The organism is Lactococcus hircilactis (assembly GCF_009601015.1).
GTDB classification, from domain to species: domain Bacteria; phylum Bacillota; class Bacilli; order Lactobacillales; family Streptococcaceae; genus Lactococcus; species Lactococcus hircilactis.
Map to the genome: position 1 here is coordinate 1 of NZ_WITJ01000026.1, position 18,280 is coordinate 18,280.

General features: G+C 35.4%; 23 protein-coding genes. All 23 read right to left on the reverse strand.

Features of this window, described 5'->3' with window-relative positions; all coding sequences use genetic code 11:
* Nucleotides 1–31: 31 nt before the first annotated feature.
* The gene (locus tag GHI93_RS11985; RefSeq protein ID WP_153497249.1) at nucleotides 32–283 is read right to left on the reverse strand and encodes a hypothetical protein; all 252 of its coding nucleotides are present in this window, start codon (nucleotides 281–283) and stop codon (nucleotides 32–34) included.
* A gap of 496 nt (nucleotides 284–779) precedes the next feature.
* The gene (locus GHI93_RS11990; RefSeq protein ID WP_153497250.1) at nucleotides 780–1,598 is read right to left on the reverse strand and encodes a C40 family peptidase; all 819 of its coding nucleotides are present in this window, start codon (nucleotides 1,596–1,598) and stop codon (nucleotides 780–782) included.
* On the reverse strand, nucleotides 1,585–1,803 hold the full coding sequence (locus tag GHI93_RS11995; RefSeq protein WP_153497251.1) for a phage holin: 219 nt from the start codon (nucleotides 1,801–1,803) through the stop codon (nucleotides 1,585–1,587). The genes GHI93_RS11990 and GHI93_RS11995 overlap by 14 nt, the downstream gene beginning before the upstream one ends.
* A 14-nt stretch (nucleotides 1,804–1,817) precedes the next feature.
* Nucleotides 1,818–2,150 (reverse strand): holin, encoded by a 333-nt coding sequence (locus GHI93_RS12000; protein WP_153497252.1) that lies wholly within the window; start codon nucleotides 2,148–2,150, stop codon nucleotides 1,818–1,820.
* A gap of 13 nt (nucleotides 2,151–2,163) precedes the next feature.
* Complete coding sequence (locus GHI93_RS12005) at nucleotides 2,164–3,042, reverse strand: hypothetical protein (RefSeq protein ID WP_153497253.1); 879 nt, start codon at nucleotides 3,040–3,042, stop codon at nucleotides 2,164–2,166.
* A 14-nt stretch (nucleotides 3,043–3,056) separates the two neighbouring features.
* Complete coding sequence (locus GHI93_RS12010) at nucleotides 3,057–3,362, reverse strand: hypothetical protein (RefSeq protein ID WP_211368899.1); 306 nt, start codon at nucleotides 3,360–3,362, stop codon at nucleotides 3,057–3,059.
* Nucleotides 3,359–4,408, reverse strand: coding sequence for a hypothetical protein (locus tag GHI93_RS12015; RefSeq protein ID WP_153497254.1), 1,050 nt, complete (start codon nucleotides 4,406–4,408; stop codon nucleotides 3,359–3,361). Before GHI93_RS12015 ends, GHI93_RS12010 begins: the two co-directional genes overlap by 4 nt.
* A complete protein-coding gene (locus tag GHI93_RS12020; RefSeq protein WP_153497255.1) occupies nucleotides 4,408–6,681 on the reverse strand; it encodes a phage distal tail protein domain-containing protein in 2,274 nt (757 codons plus the stop codon). Before GHI93_RS12020 ends, GHI93_RS12015 begins: the two co-directional genes overlap by 1 nt.
* 3 nt (nucleotides 6,682–6,684) lie before the next feature.
* Entirely contained in the window at nucleotides 6,685–9,180 is a 2,496-nt protein-coding gene (locus tag GHI93_RS12025; protein WP_153497256.1) for a tape measure protein, read from the reverse strand.
* 14 nt (nucleotides 9,181–9,194) lie between these two features.
* Nucleotides 9,195–9,674, reverse strand: coding sequence for a hypothetical protein (locus GHI93_RS12030; protein WP_153497257.1), 480 nt, complete (start codon nucleotides 9,672–9,674; stop codon nucleotides 9,195–9,197).
* 49 nt (nucleotides 9,675–9,723) lie between these two features.
* Nucleotides 9,724–9,999, reverse strand: a complete 276-nt coding sequence (locus tag GHI93_RS12035) for a hypothetical protein (RefSeq protein ID WP_153497258.1) — start codon at nucleotides 9,997–9,999, stop codon at nucleotides 9,724–9,726.
* A 23-nt stretch (nucleotides 10,000–10,022) separates the two neighbouring features.
* Nucleotides 10,023–10,670 carry a capsid protein gene (locus GHI93_RS12040; RefSeq protein WP_153497259.1) on the reverse strand — a complete coding sequence of 216 codons (648 nt, stop codon included), beginning with the start codon at nucleotides 10,668–10,670 and terminating at the stop codon, nucleotides 10,023–10,025.
* 20 nt (nucleotides 10,671–10,690) lie between these two features.
* Complete coding sequence (locus GHI93_RS12045; protein WP_153497260.1) at nucleotides 10,691–11,050, reverse strand: hypothetical protein; 360 nt, start codon at nucleotides 11,048–11,050, stop codon at nucleotides 10,691–10,693.
* Nucleotides 11,041–11,379: a hypothetical protein gene (locus GHI93_RS12050; protein WP_153497261.1), complete on the reverse strand. Its 339-nt coding sequence runs from the start codon at nucleotides 11,377–11,379 to the stop codon at nucleotides 11,041–11,043. The genes GHI93_RS12045 and GHI93_RS12050 overlap by 10 nt, the downstream gene beginning before the upstream one ends.
* Nucleotides 11,369–11,683, reverse strand: coding sequence for a hypothetical protein (locus GHI93_RS12055; RefSeq protein ID WP_153497262.1), 315 nt, complete (start codon nucleotides 11,681–11,683; stop codon nucleotides 11,369–11,371). The genes GHI93_RS12050 and GHI93_RS12055 overlap by 11 nt, the downstream gene beginning before the upstream one ends.
* Nucleotides 11,680–11,952, reverse strand: coding sequence for a hypothetical protein (locus tag GHI93_RS12060; RefSeq protein ID WP_153497263.1), 273 nt, complete (start codon nucleotides 11,950–11,952; stop codon nucleotides 11,680–11,682). The genes GHI93_RS12055 and GHI93_RS12060 overlap by 4 nt, the downstream gene beginning before the upstream one ends.
* 155 nt (nucleotides 11,953–12,107) lie before the next feature.
* Nucleotides 12,108–13,280 carry a phage major capsid protein gene (locus GHI93_RS12065; RefSeq protein WP_153497264.1) on the reverse strand — a complete coding sequence of 391 codons (1,173 nt, stop codon included), beginning with the start codon at nucleotides 13,278–13,280 and terminating at the stop codon, nucleotides 12,108–12,110.
* Nucleotides 13,273–13,806, reverse strand: coding sequence for an HK97 family phage prohead protease (locus GHI93_RS12070; RefSeq protein ID WP_153497265.1), 534 nt, complete (start codon nucleotides 13,804–13,806; stop codon nucleotides 13,273–13,275). Before GHI93_RS12070 ends, GHI93_RS12065 begins: the two co-directional genes overlap by 8 nt.
* Before the next feature lie 14 nt (nucleotides 13,807–13,820).
* Nucleotides 13,821–14,951 (reverse strand): phage portal family protein, encoded by a 1,131-nt coding sequence (locus tag GHI93_RS12075; protein WP_153497266.1) that lies wholly within the window; start codon nucleotides 14,949–14,951, stop codon nucleotides 13,821–13,823.
* 11 nt (nucleotides 14,952–14,962) lie between these two features.
* Complete coding sequence (locus tag GHI93_RS12080) at nucleotides 14,963–15,253, reverse strand: HNH endonuclease (RefSeq protein WP_153497267.1); 291 nt, start codon at nucleotides 15,251–15,253, stop codon at nucleotides 14,963–14,965.
* Nucleotides 15,254–15,264: 11 nt separating this feature from the next.
* Nucleotides 15,265–16,890 (reverse strand): terminase TerL endonuclease subunit, encoded by a 1,626-nt coding sequence (locus GHI93_RS12085; RefSeq protein WP_343030375.1) that lies wholly within the window; start codon nucleotides 16,888–16,890, stop codon nucleotides 15,265–15,267.
* Between the two features lie 20 nt (nucleotides 16,891–16,910).
* Nucleotides 16,911–17,438: a bacteriophage terminase small subunit gene (locus GHI93_RS12090; RefSeq protein ID WP_153497268.1), complete on the reverse strand. Its 528-nt coding sequence runs from the start codon at nucleotides 17,436–17,438 to the stop codon at nucleotides 16,911–16,913.
* 308 nt (nucleotides 17,439–17,746) lie between these two features.
* A complete protein-coding gene (locus GHI93_RS12095) occupies nucleotides 17,747–18,106 on the reverse strand; it encodes a DUF722 domain-containing protein (protein ID WP_153497269.1) in 360 nt (119 codons plus the stop codon).
* Between the last annotated feature and the right edge of the window lie 174 nt (nucleotides 18,107–18,280).

The window sequence follows — 18,280 nt, forward strand, 5'->3', positions numbered from 1 at the left end:
TTTGTCATTTTGTTTTCTCCTTTTTTCTATTTTAATCAATTACTTTCAATTGACGGTTTGCAAATGCTGCCACGAATTCACGTTCTTTTCCGTCTGAGCCAAGAACTACCACTGTCATTCCGTGTTCATTTTTTATTTCTCCAGCCATTACTTCAAGTTCTCCGTCGTTGTTGCGAGCTTTGAAAGCAACCTTTTGACCCTTTTTGAAATCTATAATTTCAAATCCTTTGTAAGCCAAGTAAGCGTCTGCTGTAATTTGTGCGAATTCTTTTGCTGTTGTCATTTTGATTTCCTCGTTCCTTTTCTTTACTTTATGAATTAATTATATCATAGTTGTACAACTATGTCAACGGTTTAAATATTAAAATTGTGTTACAAAATAAACTGTTGAGGATTTTATTTTGCAACCGACAAAAATGTCGGGAGCAAACCGCTGGAAACCGCGTAACTTCAAATTTTCGTGACCTCAGTAATAATGTAAACCCGTCGAATTTCACGGGTTTTGGTTTTTGGCGATATATTGACAGTAAGAAATGATCGTGCTATAATCTAATTGACCAAAGATAAACTTGAAAAGTGCTTTCGAATACAATTTATAGGCTTGAACTCGGTCAGTTTGAGCTTTTTTTGTTGCTTTTTTATAGGGAAAACAAAAAAGCGCCCCAGTTAGGAGAGGGACGCTTAGGATAAACTTATGAAAAGTTTTTTTGGGATAAGAACATTATATAACTTTCCATTTTCTTTGTAAAGAAAAACGCCCCTTTCGGAGCGCTATTTTTTTAAATCCAGACTTGACCTGAATTAATTTTTTCTTGCAATGCGATAACTATTTGAGAACTTGGAGAACTGATAACGCCATCTTGTGGTGTTCCCATCAATTTTTGAAGCGCTTTGACTGTTTGTGCTCCCATGATTCCGTCAACGTCTAAATTAATTCTCAATTTAGCGTTTAAGGCACGTTGTAAAGCTTTGATTGTAATTGGTCCACCGATTCCATCAGCGCAATCAGGGTCTAAATTGTGACCGATACGGATAAGCATTTCTTGAACACCTTTCCATGTATCGTGACCCCAAATTCCATCAACTGCAATTCCACGGCTTTGGCGTTGTTCAGACTGACCATTTCGCCATACTTCACTGTGAGCTTTCAAGCGTGTTACGTTTTTATATTGTCCCCATGGAGCTGACTGGATTGCTTGACCTTCGACAAACAATGCCCCGTCCGTCCATCTCGTAGCCGTACAGCTAATGAAGTTCCCTCCTTGATGGATTACTCCAACGTGCCCACCAGAACCGCCAGAGCCTGCCATATCGTCTGTAATCGACATTAAGATAATATCTCCATCTTGATTATTGTTAGCTCCTGCAGTAGGTCCTGAATAAACTTTCTGATAACCTAATTTCGCAAGATAACCATCTAGTGAAATTGTTGAAAGTAATCCCTCATTCACTCCACTCGCTTCAATCAAAGCTTGTGAGATTGAACCTGAACAGTCAGCCGTTCCATCTGAGCCATTGCGTGAACCATCCATTGAGTATGTTAGGTCGCCTATTCTGTTAGTGAACCAATTAATCACTTGTTCATTATTTACTGTCATTGCTGTTCTCCTTGTTATAAGTTAATGCGCTAACGCCTGTCACTGCTCCTAGAAAGACCGCCACAGCGTTTAAAGTGAGAACGGCTAAATCTGTACCATTCCAACCGTAAGCCTTGCCTAGAATGCCAACTAACACACTAAGTGCTGGAAGGACTGTCAGAACTGCCCATTTTACAATTTTGTAAGTTTTATCATTTAAAGTCATTTGTTTTCTCCTTTTTATTCATTGCTTTTATTATTTTTGCTTTCGTTTCGTTCCTTTATGAAAGTGATAAGTTCACTGACAATAGGGTTTAATCTGGCAACTAATTGCACAAGACGAAATGTAAAGAACAATAGAGAAATATCTACTATTCCTTTTATCTCATTGTCGTACGTCCCATCGCTTGCGATAAAAAAGCCAAAATACAACAGCCAAAAGATACCGATAGTTACACTATCTATAATAATTCTTCTTTTAATTGGTGGATTCATGCTTTCGCCATCCTTTACCCAAGTGACAAATAAGATAGCCATGATTAAAATTGAAATGAATATTAATTTATTTATCATTTACCACAACTTTCTAATTAATTTTGTCACTTGTTGGGAATGGGTCGGTTGTCATCCAGCAAGCACCATCAAACATCATTGCGCTAGTGGTATCAAATCCGTCATTAAAAACATATAGTTCAGTAAAACGCCCATCTGAAGTAACCTGAACTCGTCCCACTTTTTGACCACTACCCGTAGTTCGTCTGTAAAAACAGATGTCTTTTGGCTGAACAGGTCTATAACCAAGCGGTATAGTCTCAGACGCATAATTACCAATATCAATAAGGGCACCTGCTGGACGTACCAAAGTACTGGTAAATGTTCCCTCACAAATAACCATGTTTCCACTTCGCACTAACCGACTACCGTTATTGTTCATGTAAGGCAATTTAAATAGGGTAGTAGAGACTGGTAAGTCTACATTGTCACTAACATCTAAAGTTTTGATTTTAGCTGTTTGTGCGTTAATTACATCAAAGTTTCGTCCCTGTTCTGGTGTAACACTTGAAATTACTGTGTTTTGATTTGTTGTTACTTGGTCAATACAACGCTTGATTATACTATTTCCAATATTAATATCATTTGAATTACTGTTGTCAGTTCTTTCAACTGTAAGGCTTACAGGTTTGCTTGTATTTGAAATATCGATATTTACATGCACATAATTTATCGTATTTGGTAACAATGTAACAGGTTCATAGTTCAACTCAAAATATCTACCTGCCAGTAAAACACTTGTTGCTTGATAAATTTTATTTAATCCCGTGATGGTTGGATTTTGCCAGTTTCTAACGATAAATTGTGAGTAGCTATTTCCAGCTAAAAGCATGTATAATTTAGCGTCTCCATTAGCACTGACAGGGAAATCGTTACCGTTTGGACTAAAAAACGTGTAGTTTCTAATTGTCATAATTGTTCTCCTTTTTAAATAACCATTAATTCATATTTCTTATTAATGATTTTTGTGATATAGCTATTTTGTAAAACAGGAAAATCAGTGATAGATAGTTCTAACATCCTGAACCCTTTGTTACCAGTCTCAAAACCTCCAATACTTACCCCTTGACCGATTTCATAACTTAAGGGTGTATCAATTTGAACCGTGTTCCTATTAATTTTTGTGATTGAATTGAAAGGTAAAATTTGTTGATGGTCAAGCCTGAGTTCAACGTCATCAATGAAATCATCAATGATGTATTTATTTCCAAGAATTGCCTCATAAATCATCATGACACCCCCTGAACGAATAACAAACGTTCATTTGTAACACCGTTATCAGATTCTACAAAACACCTATCTGAAATATAACCACGGTATGACAACCCTTGATAATAAACATTTACCAAGTCGTTCGTGTACAATGGCAGTAAGTAATTTTGATTAAAATATAAGTTTGCCACCGTTGTATCTTTTGATATTTGAAACTTAATTTCTTCATCTGTTGGTTGCTTGTCAAAAAATCCTGTTTTGATGAGTCGCCTATCAGGTAAATCTGTACCGTCACCCGAATAGTTATCCATATTTATCAGAACATTAGTATCTGAGATTGTATAGCTTATTGGGCTTGTTGGGTATGTCCCATCATCTTTTTTTACATAAGCATTCAAAAAATTATAGTTTGACCGATCAGTTATTACCTCATTTTCTATCGCTATATTCTGTTTTTCGTCAATTCTTGTCTTTATTTCAGCACGATTCCACGACTGAGAAACTAATAAAGTTTGAATTTTATTGTTTTTAAAAATCGTAATTGGTTGCTTCTTTAAGAATCTAAACATATCTTTTAAAATATTTTCAGCACTATCTGTTTCAGATTTTCGATTATAGGGGAAAACTTTTGATAATTCGCTTTCATTCACGATTATTCCGTCAGTTACTAGTGCTGTTGTTTTTTGATTTAAAATTAATTTCAAAATATTTAAGCTTGACTGACTTAAAATACTTGTTGGAACATCCACACCATCAACCATAGCCCAAAAGTAATTTTTTAACGTTGCCTTGTTGCTATCATCAATATCAATCACAACGAACAACAAGCTGAGATTTACTTTTTCACTCTTATAATCAACTGTTGCATAACTATAGTCACTATTAATCAGAATTTCTACAACATCCCCAACATTTGCCGTAACACTCAGGACACCTGTTGAGGTAAACTTATAGCCTGTTTGCCACAACTCATAATTCATTATCGTTCCTCTAGTTTTAGGTACTTTTTGTTTCCAAGGAAGATTTAAATTAGGATTAAAATTTTCATATAAATTAAATTCTAACATTAGACAAAATCCACCTTTCGTTTTACATTGATTTCTATTTTAGCAAGTCCGACAATTTCCATTGAACCAGTTTTAAACTGTCTTGTCCGATACCTTGAAAAGTCAATATTGCTGAACGCATTAACAAAAACATTTGTCCCTTGAACTTTTGATTGATAATATTCATTATTATAGTCAGTATTTAGAATCACACTCTCAGGTGTTGCGTTTGAGCTATTGTTAAAAATAATCGCACTATACTCATTGAATTGTTCATCAAGGAATCTAATACCAAATGTTGTAGCCCTCTTATTTGGTATTAATTTTGCTTCGATACTGAAAATATCCTGAGAAATTTTCCATTTCGCAAAACGTTCAATATTGTCCTCTTGTACATAGACATAATTATAAGTATATAAATCATTTAAGTTATCAAAATCATTTGATGAGGCTTCGCTTTTACTTGGCACCCATGGCGTAGCGGTTGAACCAAGTTCCATTTTAAGTCCAAAGTAAGGAATAGTGGTAGATATGCTTACATTTTCTGTTCTTATGGCGATATTTGAAGCAGTGAAAGAACTTGGAATTATACCATATCCAATACTATATCCTGTTTGTCCAGCTTTGACTACACTTCCAGCTATTACTCCGCTATTTGTCCATAATTGTATTTTCGCATCATAAGATGAATTTGTTAAATCAAGAAAAGCCGAAATAGTAACAGTATTGCTTTTGAATTTTCCTAAATCTCCGTATAGAACGAATGAGCTTTGCCCAGATAGAATGGTTGCATTCTTAAAAATACTCGATGTTCCATCTAATAAGTTCAAATTTGGATAAACAACATTTGGATTTCTTCTTGAATTTAGAGTATTTAGTGTCTTTTCCCCTAAAGGTGTAATAGTGAATAGATTCTCAGAACCAAGCAAGAAAATACTAAAGCCATTGAACCAGTCATAATCTTGAAAAGTTTCATACCAAGCTTGATACCAATTTGCTTGAACAGTTTCATTATAATCGCTTGATGGATAGTCGTATTTCCAAGGTGTAGCGGATGCGCCTTTGTATGGTGCAATTCCTAACTCTCCGAAAAAAATTTTCTTTTTCCATTTGTCATTAAAGGCTTTAATTTCACTAAAAATATTTTGTCCCCTGTTGTAGATCGGAACATTTAATATTGCTTGTTTTAACTCGTCAACAGTTGGAACATCCTTATCTGTCAATTCAAAATATCCCGCAATTGCTATCTCATCAACAAGCCCAAATAATGGATTATTCAGTTTGTTCTGATAAGCAGTGATTGTGTCAGGCGCCCAACTCGCTGTTACCCAATAGTTAGTTCTGTATATCATCGGTGCTGTATATTTTGCCTTTAAAGCATTTATTAATGAAACCCATTTATCACTGTATGATTCAACATTAACTAAATTACTCGCAATATAATATTTACCATTATATTTTTGAGCAATAGCCCCAATTCTGTCACAAATTGCTTGCCAGTTAGTAAAAAAGTTGTCTGTGTTGCTTGGTATCCATTGTGTCTCAGGAATTGAGCCATCCGCAATATATGGATAAGGTTCAATGATGACATTATAACCACGCTTTGTAAGTTCTGATACTTTGTTCAATTGACGGTCATAGTCACTACCGAATGACATAGTGTCACTCGTTGCATTATCTACAACTACTCTGAAAGGTACTGTAAGAGTATTGACATTGATTCTTTTAGATTGTGAAACAATATCATCAATACTTAAATCAACAAATGCTGAAATATTTGCACCTCTAAACTTTTTCAAACTGAGCTGACTATTAGCATGTATCTTTTGATTTCTTGTACCTTGAGCACTGTCGATGTTTGAAAACTTTAAATCCTCAAACGTATACCACAGATTAATCGGATTAAATGCGATTTCTTCCGAAAATGTGCCATTAAATCCGTAAGCCTCAGTTTTAGAAACTTTTGAAAGCTCAATATCGCCAAAATACGTGCCAAGTTCATTTGTATATTCAAGCGTGACATATTTCTGTGAAAGTATATCATTAATAAAAGAGTTGAAGATTCTATAATTGTCCTCTAAACTATCCCCAAAAGTTTCAAGCTTGAAACTTAACTCAGGGTGTGAAATACTGCTATTCCCAATAATTCCAACACCTTGAGATTGCCAGACGTTTGTTATATTTATCAATCCAAAGTCAGATGGTTGATAAAACCTAATGATACCATCTGTCATATCCCAAACCTTATCATTTTCAGAGGTAAGGTCTGTGTGTATTTTGTATTGTCTTACCATTTACTATGCCCTTCCTAAATCAAATTCACGCTTGATAGCCCGTGCTAAAGCTGTTGTATCTTGATTTCCTGCTTGAATATTGAATGTATTTTTATAGTTTGCTGTTGAACTACTTGAACTATTTTGTACAAGACCTCTTGATTTAAGGTCTGCAAACTCTCTTGCAACATTGACAGTTGCTGAACCCTTAAACAGCCCCTTAACTTTGTCAGTAATTCCGCCTATTGTTTTTGTGATTCCGTTTATAGTGTCAGCAATTCCACCAAGGACTTTATCTACTATGTCTTTAACACCGTTGAAAATTCCTGAGAAGAATGAACCAATCCCACTAAACACGCCTGTTATTGCATTATATCCAGAACGTGCAATACTGCCAAACGCATTAAATACACCACTGACAACACCACGTATAGAATTAAATGCACCACTAAACCAAGAACCAACAGCTGAGAATATCCCTGTTATTCCGCTCCATGCTGAACGTGCAAAACCAGCGAACGCATTAAACACTCCTGAAACTATATTTCTTACACTGTTGAATATCCCACTAAACCAACCAGCAACGACACTAAATACACTAACAATAAAGTTCCAAGCTCCTTGAGCATATCCACGTATCGCATTAAATACTCCATTTACCACATTAGCAACGGCTTGAAAGATTGGTTGAAAGAATCCAACAAGACCGTTCCAAACTGCTTGAATGCCCATCCAAGCCCCACGACCTAATGCAAGAATTAACTCCCAACCAAGTCTAAAGACAGCCACGACTAAATCAAAAATAGCTTTAAATACATTCCCTAAAGGTGTAAAAAATTGAACGATTGCATTGAATGCTTGACTTGCAATGCCTGCAACAAAACTAAAAGCTATCTTAATCACGTTTAGAATAGCGTTGAAAATTCCTGTATAGAAAGCAATGAGTGTTGAGAAGTAGGCTTTAATTCCATTCCATATCGTAGTGATTACATTTTTCATTCCTTGCCAAACGGACTTAAACACGTTCATAATTCCAGTCCATAGCTGACCGAACCAAGTTCCAAGACCCGCAAAGAAGTTTTTTATTCCGCCCCAAATACTAACAGCTAGCTGACCTATTGTTTTCCAATTTTTGGCTATCAAAATACCTATCGCAACGACTGCAGCGATTGCCAAAACAATGACTGTAAGCCATCCAAAAGCTACACCCATTGAAATACCAAATGTGAACATGACCGTACTAACAATAGACATAACACCACTGAAAATCGTCCAAATCGCAATCAGTGACCCTACAACAATCAGAATTTTACTGAGCCAGTCCCAGTTTTTCTTTATCCACTTATAGACGTTCCCTAACATTGAGGCTATTGATGGGATAGATTTAATTATATCGTTTAAAATATTAGTGATTACTGGTTGAATTTCACGCAATGCTGGAAGTAAAGATTTTTCAATGGTTTCATTTAAACTATCAAATGAATCACCAATATTTGATTCCCCACCCCCTGAGCCTTTAGCCATTTTAGCCATCGCATCATCGAGCATTTGAATACTTACTTTGCCCTTTGAGACAGCATCAGAAAATGAGCCGTACTGTTTTAAGCTTGGATTCATCTGCATTACAGTATCTTTCAGAGACGCTCCCAAGGCTGTGTTATTATCAGACATTTGATTAATATTTTCAGCACTTACTTTTTGACTTGCTGACATTTGTTGATAAGCCATTGAAACACCTGCAAGCGATTGTGAACTACCGCCAAAGTTTTGATTTGCCCGAATTAAAGCGTCTGTTTTATCTCCTGCAATCTTTGCTGAATCGCCAAGACCTATAAATGTTGTAGCCATCCCTAAAGCGTCTTTAGTATTTGCATTTGTATCAGTTGCAAGTTTTGACATCCTCTTTGATAATCCATCAAATTCATCTTGATTGCCTTTGAATCTCATGGTATTTTTCAATGCTATCATTGAGCGTTGAGTGTCTAAAGCCCCACCAATCCAATCGCCAAATTTATTTCCAATTGCATTAATAATACTTGAACCGATTTCACGCATTGCCCCGACGGCAATTTCTTTAAGCCCGTTGAATCCTGACTTGACTTTTGAAATATTGCTTTCCGCATCATCGGTTTTTATATTAACTTTAAAATTACCACTTGCAATAGATGAATCTAATTGTTTAATGTCCTTCTCAAGATAATTTGCTTTTAACTCAGAATCTTGAAGTGATTTAGAAAGTTGAATGAACTTTTTTTGACCGTCTGGAGTACTTTTATCTAAAGTTGAAAGTTCTTTTTTTAATGATTCTGCTTTATTTCGTGTTTGTTCTAACTGTTGCTTGTAATTGTTCTGCAACTTAGTCATGTTTTGAACATTGGACGGGTCAAATTTAAGCTGTTTTCGAAGCTCTGTTGCCTCACCTTTCAAACTAGCCATAGCTGAATCAATACCTTTTAAGCTATTCTCAAATTGAACGGTATTCCCATAAATATCAATCTGAAATTTTGCATTTGATGCCATTTTATACCTCCAATCTATAATTTATTTTTGTTTTTCTTTTCTTGTTCTTCTCTTTTTTCTGCTACTGTATTGACAATATCAATCACAAGTTCAATTTCAAAATTCATGAATTGACTAATATCTATTTCACTATTCACTAAAGAAACTAAAAGATTAAACGTTTTGTTTTCGGTTTTCTCAGTTTTTTTTAATAAACTTGGTGCCTCAAATACAACCTCTTGATTATCTTCTTCGCTTTTTTCTTTTGGAATACTCGTTAAATATTTAGCGGTCAGTTCCTCTTTTGTGGGAATGCTTATGTTTTCGTCAATTACTTTACCATCTGACCACAGTAACAACAAATTTTCATAAAGACTTTCTAAAACCTCTGTGAAATCGTCATGAACAAAATCAAACAACTCTAAATCTCTGAGATATTGGGCTTGTTTGTCAATGTCTGATAGAATATCCCTTCCAGTAAGTTCGTAATATCTTATTGCGTCTTTTAATTTCATAGGTTACCTCTTAAGAAAAGGACGATACCAAAAGTACCGCCCCAATCCCTCATTCAAAAGAGGCTTTGAATTTTTCCATTAAACTTTTCACAGTTTCATCTTCTGTGTCAAATTCCCCTGATGTGAGAAATTCATCAAAGTATTCCTTCGCCTTTTTCAAATCTTTTTCATAAAAAGCAAGATATAAACCATATTGAACAAATTCAATTGTTTCCGTAATATCGTTTGCTTCGTCTTTTGTTGCTGCTTCTAATTCTTTTGATTTTTTGAATATGTCAACTTTTGTGATCAGTTTAAATTTACGTGCCGTCGAGAGTTGTTTCATATTTTATGTCCCCTTCATTTTTATTATGATCCTGTAATAACAGTATCAGGGAACACGATAAACAGAGCAGCATTCATTTTATTTTCAAAATTAACAGCATCAGTACCCCAGACTTCATATTCCATTTTTGACGGTTTAAAGCCACCGCTTGAATAAAGTGGTGTTGAACCGCCTTGTACTGGAATAGTATATTCAATAGCGTCAGTTCCCTTTTCGTTGTCAGTCTCGCTGTCAGAAGTTGCCTCGCCAGTTGCCCTCAATGCTGGAAAAACTGTGATCTTATAGCCGTCAACAAGTGTCCCGTCAGCCATTTTCTTACGTGCTTTATTGATATATTGGACAATCTTATCAGTGTATTTTCCTGTTGGAACGTAACCAAGTTTATTTGCCGTTTGTACTTGTCCCAAAAAGTCCTGCATGACAGGAGTGTCAAGTTGCAAGAAACTGATTTCGCCTTCAAGCGCCCCTGCAGTCGTCTTACTGCCATGATTTGGGACATCATCCGCTGCAAAGTTAGCAGTTTCACTTTTTGATTCCATTTTTTTAATGCTTGTCAATCCTGTTACGAGGTTCAAATTGGTTACCTTGCTACCTGTCGCAAGCGTTCCAATCATCAAACCACTAGCGCCCCAAAAGATTTTGCGTTCGCCATAATTTAAATTTAAAGCCATTTTTAGACCTACTTTCTTTTTTATAATTTAGTTTTTTCTGTGAAAGATATTGCTTCTTTCAAAATCCTTGCAACTTCTCTTTCCCCACGTTTTTCCACCAAGAAATACATTCCATGATAGCCTTTTGAATAGTCTGCCCGTGTACCATCTGATACCGACCAGTGACCATCATCATCTTTTTTAGCTTTGATGTTTCGCGCTAACTCGCCTGTATTTTTGTATCTGTATGTGTGACCGTGAGAACGTTGAATTTTAGATTTAGCACCTGCTTTCATTGCTTGTGCTTTGACTTGCGTCTCAATATAATCAGAAACCTTGTTTGTTACTTCATTTGAGTAACCCTTCGCGATTTCTTTCCAATCAAAATTATCTACTCCCATGCTTGACCACCTGAACCAACAGGCAAGTAAACAGAGCCTTGATAATTGTACAAATGGCTTGTGTCGCTAAATCCTAGCAACTGCAAACCGTCATCAAGAAATTCTGCCAACTGCGCAATGAGTGGACTGTCAACGTTTTTAACACTAGATATAACCGTGTAAGTATAGCCAATGACCCACCTAAAATCATCTGAGCCTACTTTTGTACTATCTGAGATTGAAATATAGAGTGTATCGGCTGTAATGGTGTCCTTGACCCCAAGAATAATATCTTGAAATCCGATTTTGTCAATCTCCTTTTTCCATTCCATATATGAATTAAATGCCATTTGCAACCTCTCCTTCAAGAATAATCTTGTTACTTTGCGTGTCACGTTCCCAAACTGTTCGTTTGTAGCGTATGCCATGTTCATCAGTGAAGTAATCAAAGATTTTAAATTCATACTCTCCGACATTGTTCAAACTCAGTCTTACGACCTTTTTCAAGCCTTGCATACTGAATTCATCCAGTCTATTTTGAGAAATTCTCTCTTTTTTCGCTGGTAATATAACGTATTTAATAACGCTATTTTCTGCCCCATTGGGTTTTTTTACTTTTTCACTTATTTCAAGAGTGACCTGTGTGAAAATCATTCAGGCACCTCTTTTCCATAAGTCAAAAGTGTAATGATTTCAGTCAATCGAGCTTGTTCCGTTTGAACAAACTGATTTGTCGGTTCAGTGATCATGCGAAGTCTGCAAAACGTTGCAACATAATCAATCACTAGATTATTTTTTTCGTCAGAACTTACACCTGCCATCTTCAACCTTGTGAGAGCTATCCCTTTATTGAGTTCAATTTGAGAATCGTAAACTTTTACACCTTCAGGAATTCCGCAAAACGTCTTAATATATTCATCCATTTTTTGAAACTCCTTTCTATCCGACTAATTCAAGCAACTGAGCTTTTGTCATACTCGTTTGATAACCGATTCCTTGATTATCCAAGTAGTCTTGAATTTCAGCTTTTGTGTTATCCGCTGTTGGCTTTGCCCCTAAAGTAGCCCTAAGGGCGTTATTAGGGTGTAACCGTGATAACTGCTGCAGCTTTCAATTTTTCAACCTTACCAGCTGAGAGAGACTCAATAAGGATTGCATTTTCATTTGTTTTCCATTCGAAAGCGTCAACTTTAGTCAAGTCTTTCATATCAATGTGGTATGTTTTATCAACGATGAGCGTTGGTTTGATTGCCTTTGTTCCTGTGTAGATAATGAGTTCATCTACACCGACTTCATCCGCAATATCAGCATCATTATTTTTGATACGAACATTAGTATTTAAAGCACGAAGTTCTGCCAAAACTAATTTACGTTGAGCAGCCGTCAAGACAAGATATTTCGTTCCTGTTGTACCACGCACAAAATCACAAGCATCTTCGATTGCATCAACATATTTTGCACCTGAAATACTAGCTACTTTTTTAGTATCTTTTTCATTTGCGATAGACATAAAACCATTTTTTCCATCCCCTTCAATAAGTGCAAGGTCAACGGCTTTATTAACGATTTTTTGTGTCAATTCTGCCACAATTACGGAATAAATCTCGTCATAGTTTGCTTGTAAATTTTTTGCACGCTCAGAAATTGTTTGAATTTTGTAAATCATTTGCGGAGTGATTGAATCAATTGTGAGAACAGCAGATTGAACAGTTTTTTCAGTGCCCTCAATGTGTACTTGTGCCTCATCGTCAGATGTAAGACCTTGTGAGACAAGCAAAGCGCCAACATGTGTCAGGTTGAAAACTTTGAAAACAGGATTTGAATCTGTTAATGATGTTTCAATCGCTGAAACTAAGCGGTTTGGCGTCATGAGACTATCGTCTTTGATTGTAACCCCATTCTCAACGAGTTTGGCACGCCATTTGTTTTTCACTTCCTCTTTTGTACGTGAATTTGCAAGGGTTGCGATGAAGTCTACAACAGAGTTTTTAGATTCGATATATTTGCTCATTTTTTGTTCTCCTTTTGGCTCATTAACCAGTTTGTTTTTTGCTTCTGTGATGTCATTTTCTGATTCTGTGATTTTGATAAGATTTTCCTTGAATTCTTTATCAAATTTTTCTGCATTTTCAAGATTATTTTCTGCAAGAATCAATTCTTTGAGTTCGTTGTTCCGAGCTTTTAACTCATTGTTGCGAACTTGCAAATCTTTAATATTTTTTTCAAGTTCGAGTTTGTCCATTTTATTCATAATTTTTTTTAATCTCCTTTAGTCGATTTTTTGCCAAAACATGAGCTTTCTTTTCTTGCTCTAGTTCGTTTGAAATTAATTTTGCTTCATCATCTGCTCCTACTGAAACAAGTGATATTTCCTTCATTGTCGCTTTTGTAACAATGATGTCATCATCTTCATCAAAGCTATATTCATCGAGGTAGTACGAAATAGAAACACTATCATAAACGCCCTCGTTGATTGCCCTGATAATTTCTTGACGGTCTCCATAAACTGAGATGTCACTAACATAAGCGTTTAGCTTATTATCAAAGTGAGTTTTTGTCTTTCCTAGCAAATCTGTGTCAGTATGATTAAACAAAAACGGATAAAATTCACGATTGAAAACAAGTGCATCATCCACAAGAGTGAATCCATTACTGTTCTTCACATTACTATGAGCAACAATAGCTTGAATTGTTAAATCAGAACTATCATTGTTTTCTTCTGCTACTGCATTTTCAATTAGCTTGAAATTCGCAATATTTTCTACTAATTTTTTCAAAGTTTCTCCTTTCTTTAAGCGTCTTTGCCATCCGAGTTATCATCATTTGGCAAGCCCTTTAAATCGCTATAATTTTCAATCATCATACTGTTCGCATTTGTTAGGTACACATCTCCACCCTCAGACGGTTCAAGTCCTGCCAGTGTTTTGAACTCATTAACAGTAAGGAATGGTGCTTGCGTGTTTTCATGATATAAGTCAATAAGGTCTTTAAGACTCGCAAATTTGAACAGTTGATTATCAACGATAATTCTTTCATAGTAAAGATTACCTTGGATATTACGCCTTTTAGATTGGCTGATTAACTTGTAACTCAGTTCTTTTTCAAGCTGATTTAAAAGAGGTATGATCGTTGAATTATAGAAAAGTATTTGCTCCTCTTGCGATGCTTTTCCTGTCAAAATGCTTTCACTCATAAAGTAAGAACTTAGCAATTCTTCTTTGATAAGTTTGATTTCTTCATCATTCAGGACGCTATAAGAGTTTTTGAATTCAACAATCTCAGATTTCCCATCCATTACCCCAAGCCCGTTATAATTTGAAACCTCTTGCATTGTTGTGATTGTTTTCAACGCTTTTTCTTTGAAATCGTCATCAGTTTCGTCAATAAGTGCATTAACTTTAAGCATTCCACGCATCCGACCTTGTTGTAACTTGGTTGCAATGCTTGAAAGTGTTGAATCTAAAATGCTAGTGTTTTGATTTATAAAAAACGGGCTAACAAGATTGATTGTTTCATTATCGTTGACTGTCTCATCACCATCCAAAAGCTTTAAATCTTTGATTGTCCCGTCTGAATTAGTGATAATTTTAATATTTACTTTTATTGTTGTTAAAAGTCTTTTTGTTACAGTTGTCCAAAATTCAACAGAATTAGAATATCCTTTCGGAGACCAATTCAAGGCTTCATCAATATCAGAACCGTCTAAGCTTGATAATGTATCTGCCCCACCAGCAACTTTTTTATATTTGACGTGTTGAAAGTTGAGCTTTGAAATTTCACTTGCAATCTTCGCACTAATATTGTTGTAGAATCCACTTGTTACTTGAATTATTTCAGTATTCCAAGCGTCAGCCCGTTGCGTTTGTTGATTGAGCTTTGAGCTTTGAATTTTTACAACTTTACCAAATAGATTAAATTCCATTGTTCCCCTTTCTAATACAATAATCTGCCAACATCTTTTATTTTATCTCTAGCTGTTTTTCTTCTATGGCAATCGAAGCAAAGAAGCTGTAAGTTATCAGGATTAAAAGAGATATTGAAGTCCATTACATTGTTCATGTTTAATTCTTCTATGTGGTCAACTTCATATTTTTTTGCTGTGAAATCTCCACAGAGTTTACATGTCATCTTGTCCCTTTTTCTGATATAGTCTCTTAGATCAATCCAGCGCTTGTCAGAATAGAATCCACTTGTCCGGACTGAGTCAGCTTGCAAATCAATCATTATTTACCTCTTTAGTTTTCATCTCTAATGTAAGCTTGCAATGCCATAACTGACGCTACAACAGGGTCAATCTTTTTACTATTGGTAGTTTTAACAAGCTTTAAATCGTCATTATATCCAACTTTTACAGCCGTGTTCATAAGTGACCATTCAAGTAACTCTTGATTGTGATAGATTGTATTTTGCTTGAGTTGGCTTTTCAATATCCTGATATAGTCACTCATTGCAAATCCTTGCCTTATTGCTATTTGTCTATCATCATCTTTGTCGAAAAAGAACTTTTCAATAAGCTTCTCAAGAATTTCATACCTCGCACGGTCATAACCGACCATTTGATAATAGCAACCTGTTTCTTTCTTGAATTTAACGAGATATTGAATCAAGTCTTTAGATTTGATATAGTCATTTGTTTCAAGAATGATTAATGAGCCTTCTTGTTCAAATTTAAGATATAAATCTTGAATATCCTTGTCTAATTGTTCAAATTCTTTACGTGTCGTGAATGAAATTGTATGCAAGTAGTAAATATCATCGGGCTTACACAAAAAAGCAAAGGTTGTTAAATCTCCATGTAATGAAAGGTCAATTCCAAGGTATGTTTTAGCGCCTTTGAAAACACTCAAATCAAATTCTTTCCTTGCGCTTTCTCCTGCAGTAAAGTAATTTCGCACGTTGTTCATGGCAATACCCATTGACATCGCTAAAAATTTAACTTGTAGTGCTGGGTCCCCCTTGCTGAGTTCATATTCTTCTTCAACTGCTGACCATTTAGGAAGATGACCGATTAAAGGCAAAGCCATAGACCAATTACGCTTGTCTCTGACCTGATCAATATTTTCAAGACGATATAATAAACTTACTGATCGATCGTTTTTAAATTCTTTAGCTGAACTGAAACGCTTGATCATGGTGTCATATAGCCCTTTACGAGTTGTTCCACCTGACGTAATATAAATAGATTGCCAGTTCGCTTGTTTCATGCGTGAGCCTTTATTAACAGCTTCGGTAATATCATCTTTATAAACATGAACCTCATCAAAGACATTCAAGCTGGTATCTCCACCCTGAGCCCTGTTCACGTCGTTTGTTTGTTTGACGAATTTTATAAGCATCGGTCCAAATAACAAGCCTGTCTTAGTACTGTTGAACATATTGAAATCGCTCATTTCAGACAACAAAATGCTAGCCCGTGATTGATTTCTCACTTGGCCAAAAACTGCCTCAGCTTGTAAATTATCGTATGCAATAACTTGAGCTTTAGCCCCAAACCGACCACTTAATATCATGAAGTAAAGAACGATTGCAGCAGCAAATGTTGACTTCCCAGTTCCACGCCCAACATTTAAAAACATCTCATTGACTAATAGCACTTGTTCGCCTTGTGGGTTTACCATGTCATAGCCAAACAAGCATTCAATCCACCACTCTTGAGGTGGTAACAATTTGATTGGTCTTAAATCACCAGTCGTTAACATGAAAACATTTTCAATAAAGTCAATTGCTTGTTCTACTCTTTCAGGACGATAAATATATTTTTTGTGAATACGAATTGATTTTTTAATCTGTTTTTGAATATCTTTGTTTATCTTGATTTTATTTTCAATATTATATTCTAAGTATTCTTTTAAATACTTCACTTTATCGCTCCTTTCAAGTTTTATTCATTTTTGTTTTCGTCTAAAAGATTTAAAATGTCTTTTTCGTTGCCATCTGGTTCTTCATCTACTTCATATTTGTTGATGTCAAACTTGCTGAGCTGCTGAATAACTTCTTGGATATTAGACCCCTCTTGTTGTTCTAATTCTAAGCGTTTCATATTCACACGATCATATATTTCAGGATGGTGAGAACGAAGCCAGAACATGATGGCATTCAGCTCAGGGTCAACTTGCTGACGCTCAACAGAAACAAGAATCTCATTCCCTTCATCGTCAACCTCATACTTTTCTTTACGCCTCCATCCTCCCCGAATTTTTTTATTTAATTGAGTTTCTACTTTTGCTAAAGCTAAAAGTTGGAATTCAATTTTAGCTTGTTCATATTCTTCTTGATGGTCATTCTTCCAGAGTTTGAATGTCGGAGGACTTACTTTCAAAGCTCTGTATATTTTGAGGTCACTTACACCAAGTGAAACTTTTTTAAGAATTGATTCTGTTATTTCTTTTTCGTCTAATTTGCTAACCACTCACATACTTTCCTCCTTTTCCTTTATTTTTTTAAAGATTTTATGAAATATTTAAAGATTCAAGAAGATTTTACTGAAAAATTTTAGGCTCAAAACGCTGAGAGAAAAATTCCAAGGGAATCACGGTGCATAAAACTCTTTACTCAAAAATTTGCACCCGGGGGGTACATTGAAAAAAACTTTTTATTTTATTTCTTATTTTAATTATCCCAGTTATTTAAATGTCTGAACGTTCATTATTCATTCATTATTCGTTCACTATTAAGTCACTTATCTGTCACGATTTCAGCAAAAAAGAAGCCTATATATTAGACTTCTTCAATACCTATCCACTCACTTATTACTTCCTTCAACTCTTTATATCTTCGCTTGATTGTACTCTCACTCATCTTCACTTCGTATTTGATTTCCCACTGCTGCATTCCTTTCCTCCAGCGTAGCTCACAGATCGTCTTAGCTTCAGGATATGAGAAGTACCACACTTCTATTTGTGACTTGATGAAGTACAGCTTATCTAATTCACTATCATTGTCTATTGCATCATTCACATCTATGTTATCAACTTTAGATTTATAAGTGAGTTGATTTGTTCTTGCCTTGATTTTCTTATCAAGATTACCATTAACATAGTCCCTAATTATTCTGTCTAATTTATCAATTTTAGCCACGTAAACGCTCCCTTATATGTTATAATATAGACAGATAACTATTTGCCAAGCCCGTTCCCAGCGGTCTTTTTTATTTTCATGTAATACCCATAAATTTTTCATTTGTCCTCTTCCTCTATCGCCTCGCAAACTAACGGAATAAAAGCCATTCCTAAATCGTCTTGCGTGATTGAT